At 41.3% G+C, this 19,232-nt stretch carries 20 protein-coding genes; all 20 read right to left on the bottom strand.

The window, feature by feature from the left end; translation table 11 throughout:
• Position 1: 1 nt before the first annotated feature.
• The 20 genes from RWM06_RS00255 to RWM06_RS00160 all read right to left on the bottom strand — a co-directional run bounded on the left by RWM06_RS00255 (position 2) and on the right by RWM06_RS00160 (position 19,214).
• Positions 2-931 carry a tagatose-6-phosphate kinase gene (locus RWM06_RS00255; protein ID WP_313969678.1) on the bottom strand — a complete coding sequence of 310 codons (930 nt, stop codon included), beginning with the start codon at positions 929-931 and terminating at the stop codon, positions 2-4.
• A 10-nt stretch (positions 932-941) separates the two neighbouring features.
• Entirely contained in the window at positions 942-1,457 is a 516-nt protein-coding gene (lacB, locus tag RWM06_RS00250) for a galactose-6-phosphate isomerase subunit LacB (protein WP_001216913.1), read from the bottom strand.
• 30 nt (positions 1,458-1,487) lie between these two features.
• Positions 1,488-1,913, bottom strand: a complete 426-nt coding sequence (lacA, locus tag RWM06_RS00245; protein ID WP_000029277.1) for a galactose-6-phosphate isomerase subunit LacA — start codon at positions 1,911-1,913, stop codon at positions 1,488-1,490.
• A gap of 289 nt (positions 1,914-2,202) precedes the next feature.
• Positions 2,203-3,099: an aldose 1-epimerase family protein gene (locus tag RWM06_RS00240; protein ID WP_313969677.1), complete on the bottom strand. Its 897-nt coding sequence runs from the start codon at positions 3,097-3,099 to the stop codon at positions 2,203-2,205.
• Between the two features lie 101 nt (positions 3,100-3,200).
• Entirely contained in the window at positions 3,201-4,676 is a 1,476-nt protein-coding gene (locus RWM06_RS00235; protein ID WP_313969676.1) for a PTS galactitol transporter subunit IIC, read from the bottom strand.
• A gap of 52 nt (positions 4,677-4,728) precedes the next feature.
• Entirely contained in the window at positions 4,729-5,034 is a 306-nt protein-coding gene (locus RWM06_RS00230) for a PTS sugar transporter subunit IIB (protein ID WP_000590547.1), read from the bottom strand.
• Between the two features lie 38 nt (positions 5,035-5,072).
• Complete coding sequence (locus tag RWM06_RS00225) at positions 5,073-5,549, bottom strand: PTS sugar transporter subunit IIA (RefSeq protein ID WP_313969675.1); 477 nt, start codon at positions 5,547-5,549, stop codon at positions 5,073-5,075.
• A gap of 364 nt (positions 5,550-5,913) precedes the next feature.
• Complete coding sequence (lepA, locus tag RWM06_RS00220; protein WP_001047207.1) at positions 5,914-7,737, bottom strand: translation elongation factor 4; 1,824 nt, start codon at positions 7,735-7,737, stop codon at positions 5,914-5,916.
• A gap of 78 nt (positions 7,738-7,815) precedes the next feature.
• Positions 7,816-8,544 (bottom strand): metallophosphoesterase family protein, encoded by a 729-nt coding sequence (locus tag RWM06_RS00215; RefSeq protein WP_313969674.1) that lies wholly within the window; start codon positions 8,542-8,544, stop codon positions 7,816-7,818.
• Position 8,545: 1 nt separating this feature from the next.
• Entirely contained in the window at positions 8,546-10,213 is a 1,668-nt protein-coding gene (gene recN / locus RWM06_RS00210; protein WP_313969673.1) for a DNA repair protein RecN, read from the bottom strand.
• Between the two features lie 6 nt (positions 10,214-10,219).
• A complete protein-coding gene (locus RWM06_RS00205; protein ID WP_020900686.1) occupies positions 10,220-10,651 on the bottom strand; it encodes an arginine repressor in 432 nt (143 codons plus the stop codon).
• Positions 10,644-11,459, bottom strand: coding sequence for a TlyA family RNA methyltransferase (locus tag RWM06_RS00200; RefSeq protein ID WP_313969672.1), 816 nt, complete (start codon positions 11,457-11,459; stop codon positions 10,644-10,646). The genes RWM06_RS00205 and RWM06_RS00200 overlap by 8 nt, the downstream gene beginning before the upstream one ends.
• Positions 11,452-12,327 (bottom strand): farnesyl diphosphate synthase, encoded by an 876-nt coding sequence (locus tag RWM06_RS00195; RefSeq protein WP_313969671.1) that lies wholly within the window; start codon positions 12,325-12,327, stop codon positions 11,452-11,454. The genes RWM06_RS00200 and RWM06_RS00195 overlap by 8 nt, the downstream gene beginning before the upstream one ends.
• Positions 12,324-12,536 (bottom strand): exodeoxyribonuclease VII small subunit, encoded by a 213-nt coding sequence (locus RWM06_RS00190; protein WP_000043226.1) that lies wholly within the window; start codon positions 12,534-12,536, stop codon positions 12,324-12,326. The genes RWM06_RS00195 and RWM06_RS00190 overlap by 4 nt, the downstream gene beginning before the upstream one ends.
• Positions 12,514-13,854: an exodeoxyribonuclease VII large subunit gene (gene xseA, locus RWM06_RS00185; RefSeq protein ID WP_313969670.1), complete on the bottom strand. Its 1,341-nt coding sequence runs from the start codon at positions 13,852-13,854 to the stop codon at positions 12,514-12,516. Before xseA ends, RWM06_RS00190 begins: the two co-directional genes overlap by 23 nt.
• A 127-nt stretch (positions 13,855-13,981) precedes the next feature.
• Positions 13,982-14,620: a uridine kinase gene (gene udk, locus RWM06_RS00180; protein WP_313969669.1), complete on the bottom strand. Its 639-nt coding sequence runs from the start codon at positions 14,618-14,620 to the stop codon at positions 13,982-13,984.
• A gap of 110 nt (positions 14,621-14,730) precedes the next feature.
• Positions 14,731-15,609 (bottom strand): tRNA pseudouridine(55) synthase TruB, encoded by an 879-nt coding sequence (gene truB, locus RWM06_RS00175; protein WP_313969668.1) that lies wholly within the window; start codon positions 15,607-15,609, stop codon positions 14,731-14,733.
• A gap of 9 nt (positions 15,610-15,618) precedes the next feature.
• On the bottom strand, positions 15,619-16,893 hold the full coding sequence (locus RWM06_RS00170; RefSeq protein ID WP_313969667.1) for a DUF2130 domain-containing protein: 1,275 nt from the start codon (positions 16,891-16,893) through the stop codon (positions 15,619-15,621).
• Positions 16,894-16,988: 95 nt separating this feature from the next.
• Entirely contained in the window at positions 16,989-18,269 is a 1,281-nt protein-coding gene (locus RWM06_RS00165) for an O-acetylhomoserine aminocarboxypropyltransferase/cysteine synthase family protein (protein ID WP_313969666.1), read from the bottom strand.
• Positions 18,270-18,416: 147 nt separating this feature from the next.
• Entirely contained in the window at positions 18,417-19,214 is a 798-nt protein-coding gene (locus RWM06_RS00160) for a formate/nitrite transporter family protein (RefSeq protein WP_313969665.1), read from the bottom strand.
• Positions 19,215-19,232 lie beyond the last annotated feature (18 nt).

The raw sequence follows: 19,232 nt of genomic DNA, 5'->3' as shown, positions 1-19,232 counted from the left end.
TTTATACCTCTTTTACTATTAATTGATCATATAGAGCTTGATAGTTGGCCATGTTGACATGACCAGTCATTTTTTCTTGAGCATTGAGCATACCAAGGACATTAGCCTTGATGAGTAGTTCTGCATCAGATTCTTTATGAAGAAGTCCTGAAGAAATTCCTGCCACAGTAGAGTCTCCAGATCCGACAGGGTTGACTACCTGAATTCTAGGAATATCTACCTTGTAGAAAGTGTCACCATGTTTGGCAAAGGCACCGTTGGCACCAAGTGAAACGATAATCCATTCAATCCCTGCAAACAAAGGTTCTTGAAGGACTTCTTTTAATTCATCCAAATCCTCAGAAACTTCTCTTCCTAGAAGCTGAGATAATTCCTCATTATTTGGTTTGATGACTGTTGGTTTATGTGGTGATTCAAGAACCGCCTGAAGTGCTGCACCAGAGCAGTCCAAAACTACAGGTCTGCCAGCTTGATTAGCAAGTTCTACCAAGCTCGCATAGTAATCAACTGGAAGACCAGCTGGGAGACTACCTGAGATAGCTACTACTTCAACTGAGTCCAGAAGATTTTTGAAATGTTCCAAAAAGTCTTGACCTTCCTGTTCCAATACTACAGGACCTTTTTCAAGAACTTCTGTTTGGTTGTCTCCGTGGAGAATAGCAATACAGTTCCGAGTTTCTCCCTGAATTGAGAAGAAATCTTTTTTTACTTGATCATCGATATGTTCAACTAAAAATTCACCAAGTTTACCACCCACTAAACCAGTAGCAAGGACAGAATCTCCAAATTCTGAAAGTACTCGGGTAACATTGAGTCCCTTACCACCAGCTGTTTTGGTTACATCCACCACACGATTGACAGTATCAATCTTCAACTCATCCAAAGGATAAGAAATATCAATGGATGGGTTCATTGTGACTGTTAAAATCATAGGTCACCTCTTAGTCGTGGTATTCTCCACGATCCCATTTTTCAAGGAATTCTGTAAAGAAGTTTGCGTCTGTTTGTTGAGCATTGTGACTTTCAACATGTTCAATTTTCGCAATCAATTTCTTGTTTTCTTCAGATGGTTTGTATTCAGCGTGGATGAAAGCTTCAATGATATCACACATAAGAAGTTCACCAGTAATCTTACCTCCAAAACCGATAACGTTAGCATTCAATTGTTCTTTGGCATAAAGAGCTGTAGTCATATCACGAACTAAGGCAGAACGAACACCAGGAACTTTATTTACAGCGTTGTTGATACCTACACCAGTACCACAGATACATACCCCAAGATCAGCTTGACCGCTAGTTACAGCTTCACCTACTTTTTTACCAAAGATTGGGTAGTGAGTACGTGTGTGGTCATATGTACCAAAGTCAATGACTTCATATCCTTTTGATTTCAAAAATTCTGAAACCGCCATTTTTTCATCTGTTACGATGTGGTCACATCCAATTGCAATTCTCATTTTTAACTTACCTTTCTTACTGTAATCTAATTAGCACATTTTGTTCAACATGTCAACACGAATCTGGTGACGTCCACCATCGTATTTACCGTTAACAAATCCTTTAGCGATGTTTTTAGCCAATTCATCACCAACAAGTTGTGCACCCATAGTGATCATACGTGAGTTGTTGTGTCCACGAGTCATATAAGCTGAACGTTCGTCAGATACTTCTGCAGCAACCATTCCTTTGATCTTAGTTGCAACCATAAATGGACCAGCTCCATAAGCATCAATCACGATACCAAGGTTTTGTTCTTCTTTATTTACTTCTGCAGCAACAGCAAGAGTCACATCAACAAAGTCTTGACCTTCAGCTGTAACATCCACAACGTGGAAGTTTTCTTTTTCCAAGAAGTCTTTCACAACTTCTTTCAATCTCAAACCTGCAGCATCTGCACCGATAACAATAGACATATTGTATACTCCTTTTATTTTTCTAGGCTAGTAAAACCTTTTATAGTTAGCAGTTTACCTACAAAAGCTTTCTAGCAGTTTATTGACAAATTGGATTGAATGAGATGAATGACACCTTATTCAAGTTTAGGAAACCAGTTCCCTAGAAATAATCTTTCTCCACGAAAGAGAATATAACAAGTGATTATTTGTTTGTTACAAACATCATTTGTTGCTTACAAACATAATATACTCCTATTTCCTGAAAAAGTCAACAGTTAATGTTTGTTTTTGTGTTTTATTTTTTAATCTAAAAAATTTCGATGTCAAAACCAATTTGATCCACTTGACCAGGTTCTAGGAGACGAACATTCTTCTTATCTTCTAGATGATCTCCTTCTTCAAGGGATGTTGACAAGCCAGACCATGGTTCAAAAGCAATGAAAGGTCCTTTATTCAAAGTTGACCAGATGATGAGATTTGGAAACTCTGCAAAGTGCACTTTCAATCCCTTATCATGTTTACGAGAACGAAGCGCAATTGTTCTAGATTGCAATTCATCTAAGGTAACTGCATCTGTACTGAAAAGATCATAATTAAGATAGATTTCTTTTTGCCCCTCTAGCCATGGACTTCTATCTTGAAAATCCAGCATACCCGTTTCTGGGAAAGGACATGGAACAGAGCAAGTCTCTTCTTTCTCAAACTCTAAATAGTAATCTTCATAGACTTCATCATCCAGTAGAGGACAATTAAATCCTGGATGTCCACCAATAAAGTAAGGCATGACCTTGCTAGTTTCTTTATTGAAAATCTTGTATTGAGTCCGTACTGTCTTTCCAGTAAGGATATAAGTGATTTCTAGGCGGAAATGATAAGGATAATTTTGATAGCTATTCTCATCGTCTTCAATTGCAAAAGTTACACTATCATCTGTCTGTTCAACTAATTCAAATTCTTTCTTACGGACCAAACCATGACGAGGAATGTTTCCTTTGCTTTCTTGTCCCTTCTCATCTATATAGAGGGCTGTATCCTCTCTCAAAGAACCACAAATTGGAAAGAGAACAGGAGCTTGTCCACTCCAATAAGTGACATCCCCTTGCCACAAATACTCAAGTCCCTCAGCATCTTTTATAGAAGAAAGAGCCCCACCAAAACTGTTAAATTGAACTCTTAATTGTTCTGATTTTAATTCAATTACCATTATTTTCTCCGATTTCTTGATAGTTTATAAAAAACTAGGCTGTCACTCCTATCAGGAAAATGACAACCTAGCTTTAACAATTTACATTTTATAGGAGCGCATTATTTTGCTTTCGCTGCGTACTCTTCGTTACGTTTGATCATTTGTTTTCTGTACCAAGCAAAGATACCGATATAGAATACAAGGAAGACTACAGCACCAAGGATTGCTTTGATATCACCAGTTGTAGTGTTACCAATTGTCCAACCAAGAAGTTTTTCGATTGGTCCTTCAAGAGTTGAGTGAGTAATCAATTGAGTTTCGCTCACACCTGCTGGGAAGGCACCTACACCTTTAGCAAGTTCTGTTGCAAATGGTGCAATAAGTGTACCTGAAAGAAGGAAGAGTGGCAACAAGAGAGTTCCGAAGATAATCATACGGAGCAATTTACCACGTGTTACAACCAAGAGAGCTGGAGTAACACCCATAGCGATGATACCTGCAAGTGGCAAGATACCATTTCCGACTTTTGAAAGAAGCACAGCTTCAATCAACATGATTGGTGCAAGTACGTTAGCACAAGCCCAGATTTCAGCACGACCAGCGATGAATGGCCAGTCAAGACCGATGTTGAATTTACGTCCTTGAAGACGTTTAGTAGCAACGTTTGTAATACCTTGTGAAAGTGGTTCTACGGCAGCGATGAACCATGAACCGATAAGTGAGAAGAGTTCCAAAGATACACCAGCTGTCAAACCAAGAGACAACCATCCTTTGATAACAAGACGCCAGATAGATGCATCTGCAACACCTTCAATTGGATGTGGAGTTCCCATAATACCGATAACAATACCAAGAATGAAACCGATAAAGAATTTAGATCCCCAGAAACCGATTTTCTTGTTCAATTTTGCAGCGTCAAAGTCATACTTATCAAGACCTGGGAAGAATTTTTCAAAAATCTTATCCAAAACCATGATAACTGGGTTCATCATGTAGTTCATGTGAGTTGAAGTCATTGGTGATGAACTTGGAGCGTTAAGAAGGTCATCAAATGTAGGTTTCATCAAGTCAGAGTTGATAATTTTCAACACACCAACAAGGACGATAGCTGCTGTAGCAATCAAGAGTGAAACCCCTTGGCTCACACCGTTGTTGTCAGCATACCATTTAATCAAAAGACCTGTGATAGACAAGTGCCAGATATCGAAGATATCAACGTCAAGTGTATCTGTTTTCTTCATAGCAAGCATCACTACGTTGACAATCAACATGATGAGCAAGAAGTAAAGTGTCCAAGCAGATCCCCAAGTGATTGTTGCAAGTGGTGCCCAACCAACGTCAGTGATACTCAATTGGATACCTGTGTTTTCAACGAATTTTGCAAGTGATGCTGAGAAAGCACCATTTAGCATACCGATGATAGCTCCGATACCTGTAAGAGCGATGGCAAGTTTGATACCACCTTCAAGCGCTTTGGAGAATTTCACTCCAAAAAGTAAAGCCAATACTGTCAAAATAATTAACATGATGACAGGTCCACCCATATCTAAGATAGGTGTGAAAAATTCTTTGATTAGACCAAAGATTGCATCCATAACAGTTCCTCCCTTTTTATGTTATATGAATGTTAACTAAATAAAGTATTTATTAGCTTAATCCGTGTTCTTTAATAGCTGCTTCAATGTTGTCAAATACTGGAGCACTCATAGCTGGGATACGGAATAAGATTGGTCCAGCTTCGATAACTGGAATACCTGGGTCAAAACCAAGGTCTGTCGCAGCAATTGGTGTGAAGATATCATAACCTTTGATAAGGTCTTCGTTAACGTCTTTGACCATAACCGCATCACAGTGAACATCAAAACCACGGTTTGAAAGTTCTTCTTCAAGAGCACTTTTAATTTGGTGGCTTGAGTTAACACCTGCACCGCAGGCAGCAAGAATTTTAATCATATGGATTTCCTCCGATTTAATATTTTTAATAGACAAGATTATGCAGTTGCTTCAGCGATATAAGCATAGATAGCTTCTGGTTCAGAAATTTTAGCCAAATCTTCCAAATGGCCATTTCCTGTAAAGAAGTCCATCAACTGAGCAAGAATGTTCGTTTGACTTGAACTTGAGTTATTAATGATAAAGAAGAGCAAGGATACTTCTACTTCCTTATCTGGCGCAATCATATTGTGGAAAGTCACTGGTTTTTCTAATCGAACGACCACAACTTTTTCGGCAAGATTATGAACAATATCCGTATGAGGAATAGCCACATTCGGCAAATCCTTACCCAAAAATTCCATATCTAAGCCAGTTGGAAATGACTTTTCACGCGTGATCAAGGCTTCACGATAGGTTGGAGTCACGATTTTCCGTTCTTCCAATAAGGTAGCTACCTGATCAAAGAGTTGTTCTTGATTATCCGCTTCTAAGCAAAACACAAGGTTTTTGTCAAAGAAATGATCTAATCCCATAAGGTTTTCCCTTCTTTCCATTAACTTTATGCTATAAGTATAACACTATATGAAATCGTTGTCAATAATTTTCTGTTGTTTTTTGTCTCTTTTTTTATATTTTTGTTGTTTTTGTAGTTTGAGTTATAAAAATAAACACATAAACAAACAAATCAAACATTTTTTGTTTTAATACTCAATGAAAATCAAAGAGCAAACTAGGAAACTAGCCGCAGGCTGTACTTGAGTACGGCAAGGCGACGTTGACGTGGTTTGAATTTGATTTTCGAAGAGTATAAAAACTAAAAAAGCAGACCATTTAAGCCTGCTTTACTATTGATTCTGATATAAATTTCCTGTGAACAAGGAAAAGCAATTATGACAACTATTCTTCATCCATGCTCAAGACACTGAGGAAAGCTTCTTGTGGAACTTCTACTGATCCGATAGCTTTCATGCGCTTCTTACCAGCTTTTTGTTTTTCAAGGAGTTTACGTTTACGAGAAACGTCACCACCATAACATTTAGCAAGTACGTTCTTACGAAGGGCCTTGATATCAGTACGAGCCACAATCTTGTGTCCAATAGCTGCTTGAATTGGCACCTCAAATTGTTGACGAGGAATAATTTTCTTGAGCTTATCAACGATAAGTTTTCCACGTTCGTAGGCAAAGTCCTTATGAACGATAAAGCTGAGGGCATCTACCTTGTCTCCATTGAGAAGGATATCCATTTTGACCAGCTTAGACGGACGATACTCTGACAATTCGTAGTCAAAGCTTGCATAACCACGTGTCGAAGACTTAAGCTTATCAAAGAAGTCAAAGACGATTTCAGCAAGTGGAATTTGATAGATAACATTGACACGATTGTCATCAATATAGTCCATAGTCACAAAGTCCCCACGCTTACGCTGAGCTAGCTCCATTACTGCTCCAACAAACTCCTGTGGTACCATGATTTGCGCCTTAACATAAGGCTCTTCAATGGTCGCAATCTTAGTTGGGTCTGGAAACTCAGATGGGTTAGAGACGTCCATAGACTCACCATCGGTCAAATTAACTTTGTAGATAACAGACGGAGCTGTCATGATGAGGTCGATGTTGAACTCACGTTCCAAACGTTCTTGGATAACATCCATATGGAGAAGTCCAAGGAAACCACAACGGAAACCAAATCCAAGTGCCTGAGATGTTTCTGGTTCAAACTGAAGACTAGCATCATTCAGTTGCAATTTTTCAAGGGCTTCACGCAGATCATTGTACTTGTTTGACTCGATAGGATAGAGACCCGCAAAGACCATAGGATTCATCTGCTTGTAACCATGTAATGGCTCTGCCGCAGGATTGGTTGCCAAGGTAACGGTATCACCCACACGGGTATCCTGAACTGTCTTAATAGAAGCCGCAATATAACCAACGTCCCCAGTCGCAAGGAAATCACGACCAACTGCTTTGGGTGTGAAAATACCAACTTCCGTAACATCAAAGGTCTTGCCATTGCTCATGAGCTGAATCTTATCGCCAGGTTTAACCACACCATCCATGACACGCACTTGGAGGATAACTCCACGGTAAGCATCGTAAACAGAGTCGAAAATCAAGGCCTTAAGTGGCGCTGTCACATCACCCGTTGGCGCTGGAACTTTTTCTACAATTTGCTCGAGGATTTCTTCGATCCCGATACCAGCCTTGGCAGAAGCTAATACTGCTTCACTGGCATCTAAACCAATGACATCCTCAATCTCTGTACGCACGCGCTCTGGATCTGCAGCTGGCAGGTCAATTTTGTTAATGACTGGCATGATTTCCAAATCATTGTCCAAGGCCAAATAAACGTTGGCAAGGGTTTGAGCCTCAATCCCTTGAGCGGCATCGACCACCAAAATAGCACCCTCACAGGCAGCTAGCGAACGCGAAACTTCATAGGTGAAGTCTACGTGCCCCGGCGTGTCAATCAAGTGAAAAATATAAGTTTCCCCATCTTTTGCAGTGTAATTGAGCTCAATGGCATTCAACTTAATAGTAATCCCACGTTCTCGCTCTAAATCCATACTATCCAAAAGCTGGGCCTGCATTTCACGACTTGAAACCGTCTCTGTTTTTTCCAAAATGCGGTCTGCTAGAGTCGATTTCCCGTGGTCAATATGGGCGATAATAGAGAAGTTACGAATCTTCTCCTGTCGTTTTTTCAATTCTTCTAAGTTCATGATTCTCTTCCTTTCAGGGTATCTATTTATTATAAATTGTTTTTGACATTTTGACAAGACCATACCCTGCTAGGAGTACTAATCTTCAGCAACAAAGCCGTCATTTTCGATAAAGTGGTGTTCTGTCATTCCTTGGTCTGTAAAGACAATCCCATGAAGGACACCACCATAAACAGCTCCTCCATCCATTCCAATCTTGCCATCTTCTGTAGTCCAAAGCTCAGTTGTACCACGCTCTTGCTTCAGCAAACCATAGACCGGTGTATGGCCAAAGACAATGATTTTTCCAGTATGATTTTCTGCTTCGTGGAATGGTTTTCTAAGCCAGACTTTTTTATAATCTGTGGTTTCATGCCAGTCATCCAAGGTCAAATCAATACCTGCGTGAACAAAGATATACTTGTCTGTCTCTACCACAAAAGGCATTTGACGAATGAATTCGACCAAGTCTGCTGCTTCGGTAGTAACACGCTTGGCATCCTCAACTCCATCAACTGGTGCATTCAAGGGACGACCTAGGATAGAGTTAATGGTTGTATCTCCACCATTACGGCGATAGTGATCATAGCTCTCTTCTGGGTCATCGAGCCAAGTCAGAAACATATACTCGTGGTTTCCTGATAAACAGATAGCCCCTTGATTGTCCACTAAGTCCTTAACTATCTCTAGAACACGGCGACTATCTTCACCGCGGTCAATCAAGTCCCCTAGAAAGAGCAACTGGGTCTGACCATCCCATGTTTTGAGAAGGTCTTCTAGCATCCCTGCTTTTCCATGAACATCTCCAATTACATAATAGTCTGTCATCTTATTTCTCCCTATTTCTCAACAATTCTCTGGCTTGTGTCAGGGCAGCTTCTGTCACATCATCACCTGCCAACATCTTGGCAACTTCCTCCACTCGCTCTTCAACCGTCAAAAGACGAACAGTCGAAACGGTTGAATGGTCATTGCTAATCTTCTCAATAAAGAATTGATAATCCGCAATCGCAATCACTTGTGGCAAATGGGAAATAGCCAGTACCTGACCATGCTGGCCAATCTTGTGAATCTTCTGCGCGATAGCCTGAGCTACACGGCCTGAAACTCCTGTATCCACCTCATCAAAGACTATGCTGGTCTTGCCTTCTTTACGAGAAAAGGCAGACTTAATGGCTAGCATGAGACGAGATAATTCCCCGCCAGACGCAACCTTGACCAAGGGTTTAAAGTCTTCGCCAGGGTTGGTTGAAATGTAAAACTCGACCATTTCATTTCCCTCACGGCTGAATTTTCCCTTGCTAAAACGAACCTGAAACTGGGCTTTTTCCATATAAAGATCTTGAAGCTCTTGTTTAATCTCTGCTTCTAGCCGCTGAGCCAAGTCATGACGAGCAGATGCAAGCTGGCCTGCCAAATCAACAAGATTGACTTCCAATTTCTTGAGCTCGGTTTCCATGTCTTCAGAAGAAAGGTTGTTGCCTGTCAAGAGATTGTATTCTTCCGTAATCTTGGCAAAATAAAGCAAGACATCGTCTACAGTCCCACCATACTTACGGGTAATGGTATGAAGGAGATCCAAGCGATTCTCAACCTGCATGAGGCGATTGCCGTCAAAATCAAGATCCTCGATAATAGCTTCCAAACGTTTGCTAATATCTTCTAAGACATAGTAGGTCTCAGACAGAGAGCTTGAAATTTCACGGTATTCAGGGTCATACTCTTCGATACTTTCCATGTCATTCATGGCAGAACGAACATTGGCCAGACTTGAAAAATCTTCATTGTCCAACATGCTGTATGCATTGGTCAGTGTATCCGCAATATTTTTATGGTCGAGGAGTTTATCTCGCTCTTGGTTGAGAGCCAGGTCTTCTCCAGCCTGCAAGTTTGCAGCCTCAATCTCTGCCATTTGAAATTCCAACATTTCAATACGAGCCTTATGTTCCTGTTGGTTTTTCTTGACTTCCAGAACCTGCTTACGCATTTTACGGTAGGCATCAAAACTCGTTTGATAGGTTTCTTTCAAGGCCCAAAAAGCTGCGTCACCGAATTCATCCAACATTTGAATATGCAGTTGAGGACGCATTAACTCCTCATGGTCATGCTGACCATGAATATCCACAAGATGTTGCCCAATAGCTCGCAAAACAGACAGATTGACCATCTGGCCATTGACACGGCTGATACTCCGACCATTTTGCAAGATTTCCCGACGGATGATAATTTCATCACCCATTTCCAAACCTTGCTCATCAAAAATTTCCTGTAAAAGGCGACTATTCTCAACTGAGAAAAGCCCCTCAATCTCTGCCTTTGGCGCACCATGACGAATAACATCTGTCGTAGCACGAGCTCCCAACATCATATTCATGGCATCAATGATAATCGACTTCCCTGCACCTGTTTCACCAGTCAGGACTGTCATCCCCTTTTCAAAATTGAGGGAAATAGCCTCAATAATGGCAAAGTTTTTTATCGAAATTTCAAGTAACATATAGACCTACCAATTTTTTACTTGTTCAAAGATTTCCTCAGCTAGACTTTCACTTCTTGCAATGACTAAAATCGAGCTATCATCAGCCAAACAGCTGAAAATCTTGTCCGCAAAGGTCTCGATTAACTGAGCTTTTACAAAAGCTGTATTTCCTGGAATCACTTGGAGATTGATCATCTTATCCATCAATTCTGCCGATTCGATATTGTCTTCAGCCAGTTGTAAACTTTTTACGATTGATTTTGGCAATTCGTAGACATAGGTGTTGTCTCTCAAAGGAATTTTGACAATTCCCAGCTCCTTGATATCTCGGGATACCGTCGCTTGAGTGGCAGTGATACCTGCCTCTTTCAAATGTTCTACGATTTCTTCTTGTGTACCGATTTGATAATCTGTCACAAATCGTCTAATTTTTTCAAGTCTCTCTTTTTTATTCATTTTTAAATTGACTATGCGCCCTCTCTACTACTTCTTCAATCTCAGCAAGAACCTGGTTACTTGCTGACTCTTCTTTTTTCAAATATGCTAAAAACTCAATATTTCCATGACCACCTTGGATGGGAGAAAAGTCCAAACCAAGGACTGAAAAGCCTTCCTCTACTGCCATGGTTGTGACAGATTCAAGGACATTCTGGTGCACCTTAGCATCTCGAATAATTCCATTTTTTCCAATCTGCTCACGTCCTGCTTCAAACTGGGGCTTAACCAGAGCCACAACCTGACCTTGATCAGCCATGACACGGTGCAAGGCTGGAAGGATCAGACTGAGGGAAATGAAACTCACATCAATACTGGCAAAGCTTGGTTCCTGCTCGAAATCAGTCTTTTCAGCATAACGGAAATTGAACTGCTCCATGCTGACAACTCGTGGGTCTTGGCGTAATTTCCAAGCCAACTGATTGGTACCAACATCGACTGCAAAGACCAACTCGGCACCATTTTGCAACATGACATCGGTAAATCCTCCAGTAGAAGCCCCGATATCAATCGTAGTTGCCCCTTCCACTGACAAATCAAAGACCTGCAAGGCCTTCTCCAGTTTCAAACCACCACGACTGACATACTTGAGTTTCTCGCCCTTAAGTTTTAGCTCGGTGTCATCTGGAATTTTCTCTCCTGGCTTGTCAAACCGCTCTCCGTTAAGGACTGCTACGACTAGACCAGCCATCACTCCACGCTTGGCCTGCTCTCGCGTTTCAAACAAGCCCTGTTTATAAGCTAGTACATCCACTCTTTCCTTAGCCATTGATTCTCAAACTTTCTACTACACTTACAATCGATTCTATATCAAAAGGAACCTGCTGGGTAATTTCTTCTAATTTTGCATTAGCCTGATCCAAAGTCTGGTTACAAAAGGCAATAGCCTCTTCCAAACCCAACAAGGCAGGATAGGTTGATTTTTCTGCCTGTAGATCCTTTTGTGGTGTCTTACCGATTTCTTCAAAACTAGCTGTCACATCCAGTACGTCATCTCGAACTTGAAAAGCAAGCCCAATCAATTCACCTACAGTTTTCAGTTTTGCCTGCATTTCAGGTGCCAATTCGGCTATAATAGCAGCTGCTTGGAAGGGATAAGCTAGTAGTTTTCCAGTCTTATTAGCATGAATGGTCTGAAGTTCTTCCAAAGACAAATGCTGGTGTTCACCCTCCATGTCCAAAACCTGGCCTGCTACCATGCCCAGACTTCCTGACGCAAGCGATAAGTTAGCAATCAAGTCCACCTTGATCTGACTTGGCAAATCTACCTGCGCTATCAAGGCGTAAGGATCTAGGAATAAAGCATCTCCAGCCAAAATCGCCATAGCTTCGCCAAATTTCTTATGATTGGTCAACCGCCCTCGACGGTAATCATCATCATCCATGGCAGGAAGATCATCATGAATCAAGCTACCTGTATGAATCATTTCCAAGGCAGCAGCCACCTGCGCGTGAGCAGGTTTGATTATAACTTGTAAGGCTTCCAAAACTTCTAACAAGAGAAAAGGCCGAATACGTTTGCCACCAGCATGAATGGAATAGAGAACAGACTCTCGCAAACTAGAGGCAAACTGCTGGTCGCCATAAAAGTCTTCCAAAGCCGACTCGACAAGAGCTAATTTTTCTTGCTTCTTCATTCAAAATCACTTTCTGTTCCATCTTCTTGCATAACCTTGACCAAGGTCTTTTCAGCCTTGTCCAACGTCGCTTGGAGTTCTTTTGACAAGACCATACCCTTTTGAAAGGCAGCAATCGCATCTTCTAGAGCAATTTCACCATTTTCCAAACTTTGGACAATGGTCTCCAGTTCAGCTAGATTTTCCTCAAATTTCTTTTGTTTTGACATCTTTAACCTCTAATTCTACTCGACCATCTCGCATCAAAAGCGTCACTTGGTCTTTTTTCTTCAAATTTTCAACCGAATCAACTACGGACTCTTCTTTTTTGACAATTGCATAGCCACGCGCCACGATTCGACTGGTATCCAACATCAGCAAGGCTTCTGAAAGTCGCTTGACCTCAGCAACCTTGGCATCATAAACCAGCGCCATTTGGCTACGTAATAGCTTGTCCAACTGGCCTAGACGGTCTTGATAGCGTTGAATTTTGGTAACGGGTGATAATTGTACCAGTCGATGTGTCCTTGCTTGGACGACTTGTTTGTTATCAGAAATCCGTGTACGTAAACTTTGTTTTAAGCGCAGTTGCAGTTGATCCAAGCGTTGCATATAGCCATCATACAAACGTTCTGGTTGTCTAAAGATAACAGACTGACTGCATTTTTTCAAAGCTTCTTGTTTCTTCGATAGGACATTTCGAACTGCCGTTCCCATCCGTTTTTCCTGATTTTGCAAATGAGCTAACACATCCAACTTGGTCACAGGTGTTGCTAATTCAGCAGCAGCTGTTGGCGTCGCAGCGCGACGATCTGCCACAAAATCTGCCAAGGTCACATCCGTCTCATGCCCCACACTAGAAATGATTGGCAAACGAGATTCAAAAATAGCTCGTACCACAATTTCTTCGTTAAAGGCCCAGAGATCCTCAATAGAACCTCCACCACGACCAATAATCAGCAAATCCAAATCGTCCCGTTGATTTGCACGCGCAATATTTCGAGCTATTTCCTCTGCTGCTCCATCTCCTTGAACCTTTGTCGGATAGAGAAGAATATCGACACCTGGAAATCGCCTGCTGACAGTCGTGATAATATCTCGAATAACGGCTCCACTGCGACTGGTTACTACACCAATTCTCTTAGAAAATTGGGGCAGAGGTTGCTTGAACCTCTCTTGAAACAGGCCTTCTTCTGTCAATTTTTTCTTGAGTTGTTCAAACTGAATCGCAAGCGCCCCAACCCCATCAGGCTCTGCCTTTTCAATGATGATGGAGTAGCTACCGCTCGGTTCATAGACCTGTACACGCCCAATTACATTGATCTTCATCCCTTCTTCCAAATCGAAGCCTAATTTCTGATAAATCCCAGACCAAATAGTCGCTTGAATAACTGCATGGTCATCTTTTAGGGAGAAATATTGGTGAGTAGGTCGTTTACGAAAGTTGGAAACTTGACCAGTTAAATAGACCCGTTCCAAGTAAGGGTCTTTATCGAATTTCATTTTCAGATACTTGGTCAAAGTTGTTACTGATAAATACTTTTCCATCTTCACCTACTATTCATTTTCTTGCTCTTTCATGGGTATTATTATACCAAAAATATGCCTAAAAATCTTCATTTATGTACCATTATGAGAGAAAAATAGAAAAAGGAGGCAAGGCCTCCACATCTGATCATTTGCTGTTTCGAGCTTCTTCCAAAATCTTTGCAATCTTGGTCGTCAACAGGTCAATAGCAACTGTATTGCTGACTCCCTCAGGAATAACGATATCAGCATAACGCTTGGTTGGCTCGATAAACTGATGGTACATGGGTTTAACCACACCTAAATACTGGTCAATAACGCTATCAAGGCTACGGCCACGCTCTTCCATATCACGCTTGATACGACGAATAATGCGCACATCATCATCCGTATCCACAAAAATCTTGATATCCATCAAATCGCGCAGGCGCTTGTCCTCCAAGACCAAAATGCCCTCAACGATAAAGACATCCTGAGGCTCCTGACGATAGGTCTTGCAGCTACGTGTATGCTCTGTATAGTCGTAGGTCGGGATGTCCACCGGACGCCCTGCCAACAATTCCTTAATCTGCTCGATCATCAAGTCTGTATCAAATGCGAAAGGATGGTCATAGTTGGTTTTGACACGCTCTTCAAAGGTCAAGTGAGACTGATCCTTGTAGTATGAATCATGCTCAATCATGGAAATCTTTTCATCAGGAAAATGCGATAAAATGGCTCTTGAAACACTGGTCTTACCACCACCAGAACCACCTGTCACTCCGATAATGATTGGTCTATTTTGCATGCTATCCTCCGTTTTTTTATCCGTCGTCTATTCTATCATATTTTTAGCAAAATTTATAGTCTGATTTGGATAGTCTAGGGGGAAACAACACTCCCTACACCTCAGTTAGACTATCTAAAAACCTTCCTTGGCTTATAGAGATTGTCCCGTTTTTCTAGAATGGCTAGCAATTTATCTCCTTCAAAAGCAGCCAATTCCTTATCTGACTGTTCTAGCTCGATAAAACGACCAAAGCGCACTTCTGTAGCCTCTTCTGGACTTAGGGAAACTTTGACAAGGTCGCCTGTCCCAATCTCTAAAGGATGGAGAAAGTCCAATTGACCAGCCTCCACTTTTTCAGCAATTTCTTCCAAGGTAAGAGCATCCTCAAGTTGTAAACCAGCTGCACTAGTACGAGTTAACTGAGACATATGAGCTGCATAGCTAAGTTTTTCTCCCAAGTCAACCGATAAGGTACGAATATAGGTCCCCTTGCTGCATTTCACACGAAAAGTAAAGCGTGCAAGATGACCCTCATAAGAAATCGGGCTTATCCGCTCAAACTGATAAATGGTAACCTGTCGTTCTGGACGCTCCACTTCCTGACCAGCACGCGCATACTCATAGAGCTTGCGACCATTGATCTTAACAGCTGAATACATAGGCGGAATCTGAGTAATAGGCCCAGTCAGACTGGCTATCGCTTCATCGACAAACTTTTCATCCAAGGGCGACAGAACGGGTGTCTTAGCGACCACTTCCCCACTAGCATCCTCGGTCGTTGTTGAATAACCAAGAGTGATTTCCCCCTCATAGACCTTGCCCTCGTCCTGCATAAACTCGACCATGCGTGTTGCCTTGCCAACCGCAATGGGCAAAACACCCACCACATCCGGATCCAAAGTCCCACCATGACCAATTTTCTTGGTTCCCAAAATTTTACGCAGTTTAAAAACCGCATCATGCGAAGTCATCCCTGCTTCTTTTTTTAAGTTAATAATACCGTTCATTTTTGCTTTCTACTCCCCCTTCAGCGCTTCAAACTTCGCTTTCATAGTTGGATTTTTACGGGTCAATTTTTTGACCGAAACATCTTCCAATTTGTTGTTAGCTAGACGGAGTTGGTTTTCGGATGTGGTTAGGAACTTCTTGACCTCTTCCATGCGTTTGATGGCCTTGTCGATTTCATCGATTGCCTTACCAAAGTTAGTCGAAGCTGAGTTATAGTTCTTGGCAAAAGCCTGTTTAAAGGTGTCCAAATCTTCCTCAAAATGTGTAATATCGATATTTTGCTCCCGAACTAAGGCCAACTCCTGCTTGTATTTTAGGGAATTAAGCGCCGCATTTCGCAAGAGCCCAATCAACTGAATAAAGAAATGAGGACGAACAACATACATCTTTTCATATTCATGGCTGACATCCACGATACCCGTGTTGAAATAGTCGTTATCGGCCTCAAGCATAGTCACCAAGACGGCATACTCACAGTTCTTCTCCCGACGGTCCTTGTCTAATTCCTTGTAAAAATCTGCATTCTTGTGCTTCTTCTCTGTTCCGTCCGCTTCATTTTTCATTTCAAACATAATGGAGATAATCTCTACCCCATTTTCATCACACTCACGGAAGATAAAGTCCCCTTTAGACCCACGCGCTGAAACCTTGTTATCCTTCTCAAAGTAAGCATTTGGAAAGGCAAAACTACGGACCTTGTTAAACTCACTCTCTGCATACTGTTCCAGACTTTCCCCAATCGCTTTTGTAGATTGTTGGGCTTTGAAATTCTTATAAAATTCGACTTGTTCACTGGCTGCCTTGAGCTGGGCTTCGTAGTTTTGCTTAACAGAAGCAAGAGAAAGCTCGTTTTCTTTTTCTTGTAAAAGAAGCTGGTTTTTAACCTGATCCCGTTCTTTTTCTAGGTCAGAAAGGGTCTTTTGCAGTTGATTTTCATGCTCCAAACGCAAGGTTGCCAATTGGTTTTCCAAGGCCTGTACTTCCTTGTCCTTTGCTAATAAAGCCTGATGGCTTGTCTGTTCAACCTCTTTCTTGGCCAATTCTTTTTCTGTATCAAAATTTTGGATTTGACTCTGTAATTGAGCAATTTCTTGATCCTTCTGAGCCAGTTTAGTCTGTTGTTCATTCATGGCCTTTTGCTCTGCCAAAGCCAGTTCCTGCTTCATGCGATCGTGTAGTTCCTTATCAAACTCTGCTGTTCTCACTTGGGATAAAAGTTCAGCATACTGACTTTCATTTACTGTAAAGACTTCCCCACAGTTGGGACATTTGATTTCGTTCATAACTTTCCTCTTTCTAGACTTCTGTAACCATTATATCATGCCTAAGGGAAAATCAAAAACAGTGAGTCGAAACCCACTGTTTATCTTCTTTTTCTTTAAATTTTTTCCAAGGCCAAGCGCAAGTCCTCAATCAAATCATCTACATTTTCAAGTCCGATTGACAAGCGGATTTGGTTTGGTGTGACTCCTGCAGCTTCTAGGTCTTTGTCTGACAACTGACCGTGAGTGGTTGTGGCTGGATGGACAACAAGCGATTTAGCATCTGCTACGTTTGCAAGGTCAGAAAAGATTTCTAAATGATCAATTACCTTGCGTGCTTCTGCCTCCTCACCTTTGACATGGAAGGTAAAGATTGAGCCCACACCTTTAGGCAAGTATTTCTCAGCCAAGGCATGATAAGGACTATCTGCAAGTTTTGGATAATTTACTTTTTCTACCTTAGGATGCTTGACAAGAAAATCAACAATTTTCTCAGCATTTTGCACATGACGTTCCACACGAAGAGAAAGGGTTTCCAGTCCTTGTAGCAAGAGGAAGGCATTAAATGGCGACAAGGCCGCCCCTGTATCACGAAGCAATTGAACACGGACAGCGATAATAAAGGCTGCTGCACCCACATCACGAGTATAGCTCAAATTGTGGTAACTTGGATCTTCCTCAACAAATTGAGGGAATTTCCCTGAAGCTGCCCAGTCAAAACGACCGCTATCGACAATCACTCCACCAATAGTCGTACCATGTCCACCAATAAACTTAGTCGCAGAGTGAATAGCAATATCTACACCATGAGAAAAGACGTTAATCAAATAAGGTGTGGCAAAAGTATTGTCAGAAACGAGTGGAATCTGGTGTTTATGCGCAATCTCTGCCAATTTTTCCAAGTCAGGAATGTTTATCAAGGGATTCCCCAAGGTTTCAATCAAGACAAGCTTGGTATTGTCATTGATAGCTGCTTCCACTTCCTCCAAATTTTCAATATCGACAAAGGTTGTTGTGATCCCATAACGAGGAAGGGTTTCCTTCAAGAGATTGAAGGTTCCACCGTAAATAGTTGATGCTGCTACAACATGGTCACCAGCATGGGCAAGTGCCAAAATTGTATAAGTCACTGCAGCCATACCAGATGCTGTTGCAAGAGCTCCGACACCACCTTCGAGAGCTGCAATTCTTTCTTCAAAAGCAGCCGTTGTAGGATTTGTAATACGAGTATAGATATTACCTGGCTTTCTCAAGGCAAACAAATCGGCACCTTCCTGCGTGTCATCAAAAACAAAGGATGTTGTTTGATAAATCGGCACTGCACGAGACTTGGTAGCTGGATCCACAACTTGACCAGCATGTAGTTGCAAGGTTTCAAATTTAAAATCACGAGTCATAAAACGACCTCCAAATAGTTTGATTAAGGATATTGTAGCACCTTAAGGTATAGTTTACAAATATCAGTTCTCTATATTTTTATATAATAAATAGCTATTGCCTTATTTTAAAAATGAAAAAGGCACGACTCAATCGTGCTCATTTTCTTAATCTACATAAGTATCTTCATTTTTATTGAGGAAGGCATACGGAAGACCCATCAAGAAGCCACCACCAATCAAGTTCCCAATGAAGGTTACACCCCAGTGACGAAGCATATTTCCCACATCGAAGTTAGCAATTGAATCCGCAGCAACACTGAATTTCACAATTGCGAAAGAAGCAAAGTTCGCCGCAATGTGCTCATTTGTTAAAAATACAAACATGTAAATTGCTGACAAAACAAGCCAAAGTTTGGCACCACTATCTTTGACCAAAACAAATGAAAGAATCGCAATATTTACGAAAATATTTGCTAAAATCGCCTCAAGCAAGACTAATTCATTTGAACGTCCTAACTTCATCTCAACAACCCCTGAGATGAAACTATCGTGAGTCAGATGTGCATAGGCTGCCGAATGAGCAAATCCCCAACCTGCTATCAAAGCTCCGATAAGGTTAAACAAGGTACAGTAAAGTAAAATCTCAGCTGTCTTTCTCCAAGAGATTTTTTTCAAGAAACTACCAGCAGTCAAGAACATCATGTTTGATGTTACCAACTCGGCATTCAAGAAAACAATGTAGGCCAATCCCCAAGCAAAGACAAATGGGAAGAGGAAGCGTCCACTACCTGGTGCAATTTTATTAATCAAGTCAGCCCCAACTGCACCTGCAGCTGTACTGAAAGTTAAGAATGCACCTGCGAACATAGAACGAATCGCATACTTAAATTTGCTTTGACTATAAAGACTTTCTTTCTTCTTGCAAGCAAATTCAATCTTTGAGATAAATTCTGAAGAAACCATGATAAACTCCTAAAACTT

The organism is uncultured Streptococcus sp. (assembly GCF_963516575.1).
GTDB lineage: Bacteria > Bacillota > Bacilli > Lactobacillales > Streptococcaceae > Streptococcus.
This window is presented reverse-complemented; position numbering and strand designations above follow the sequence as displayed.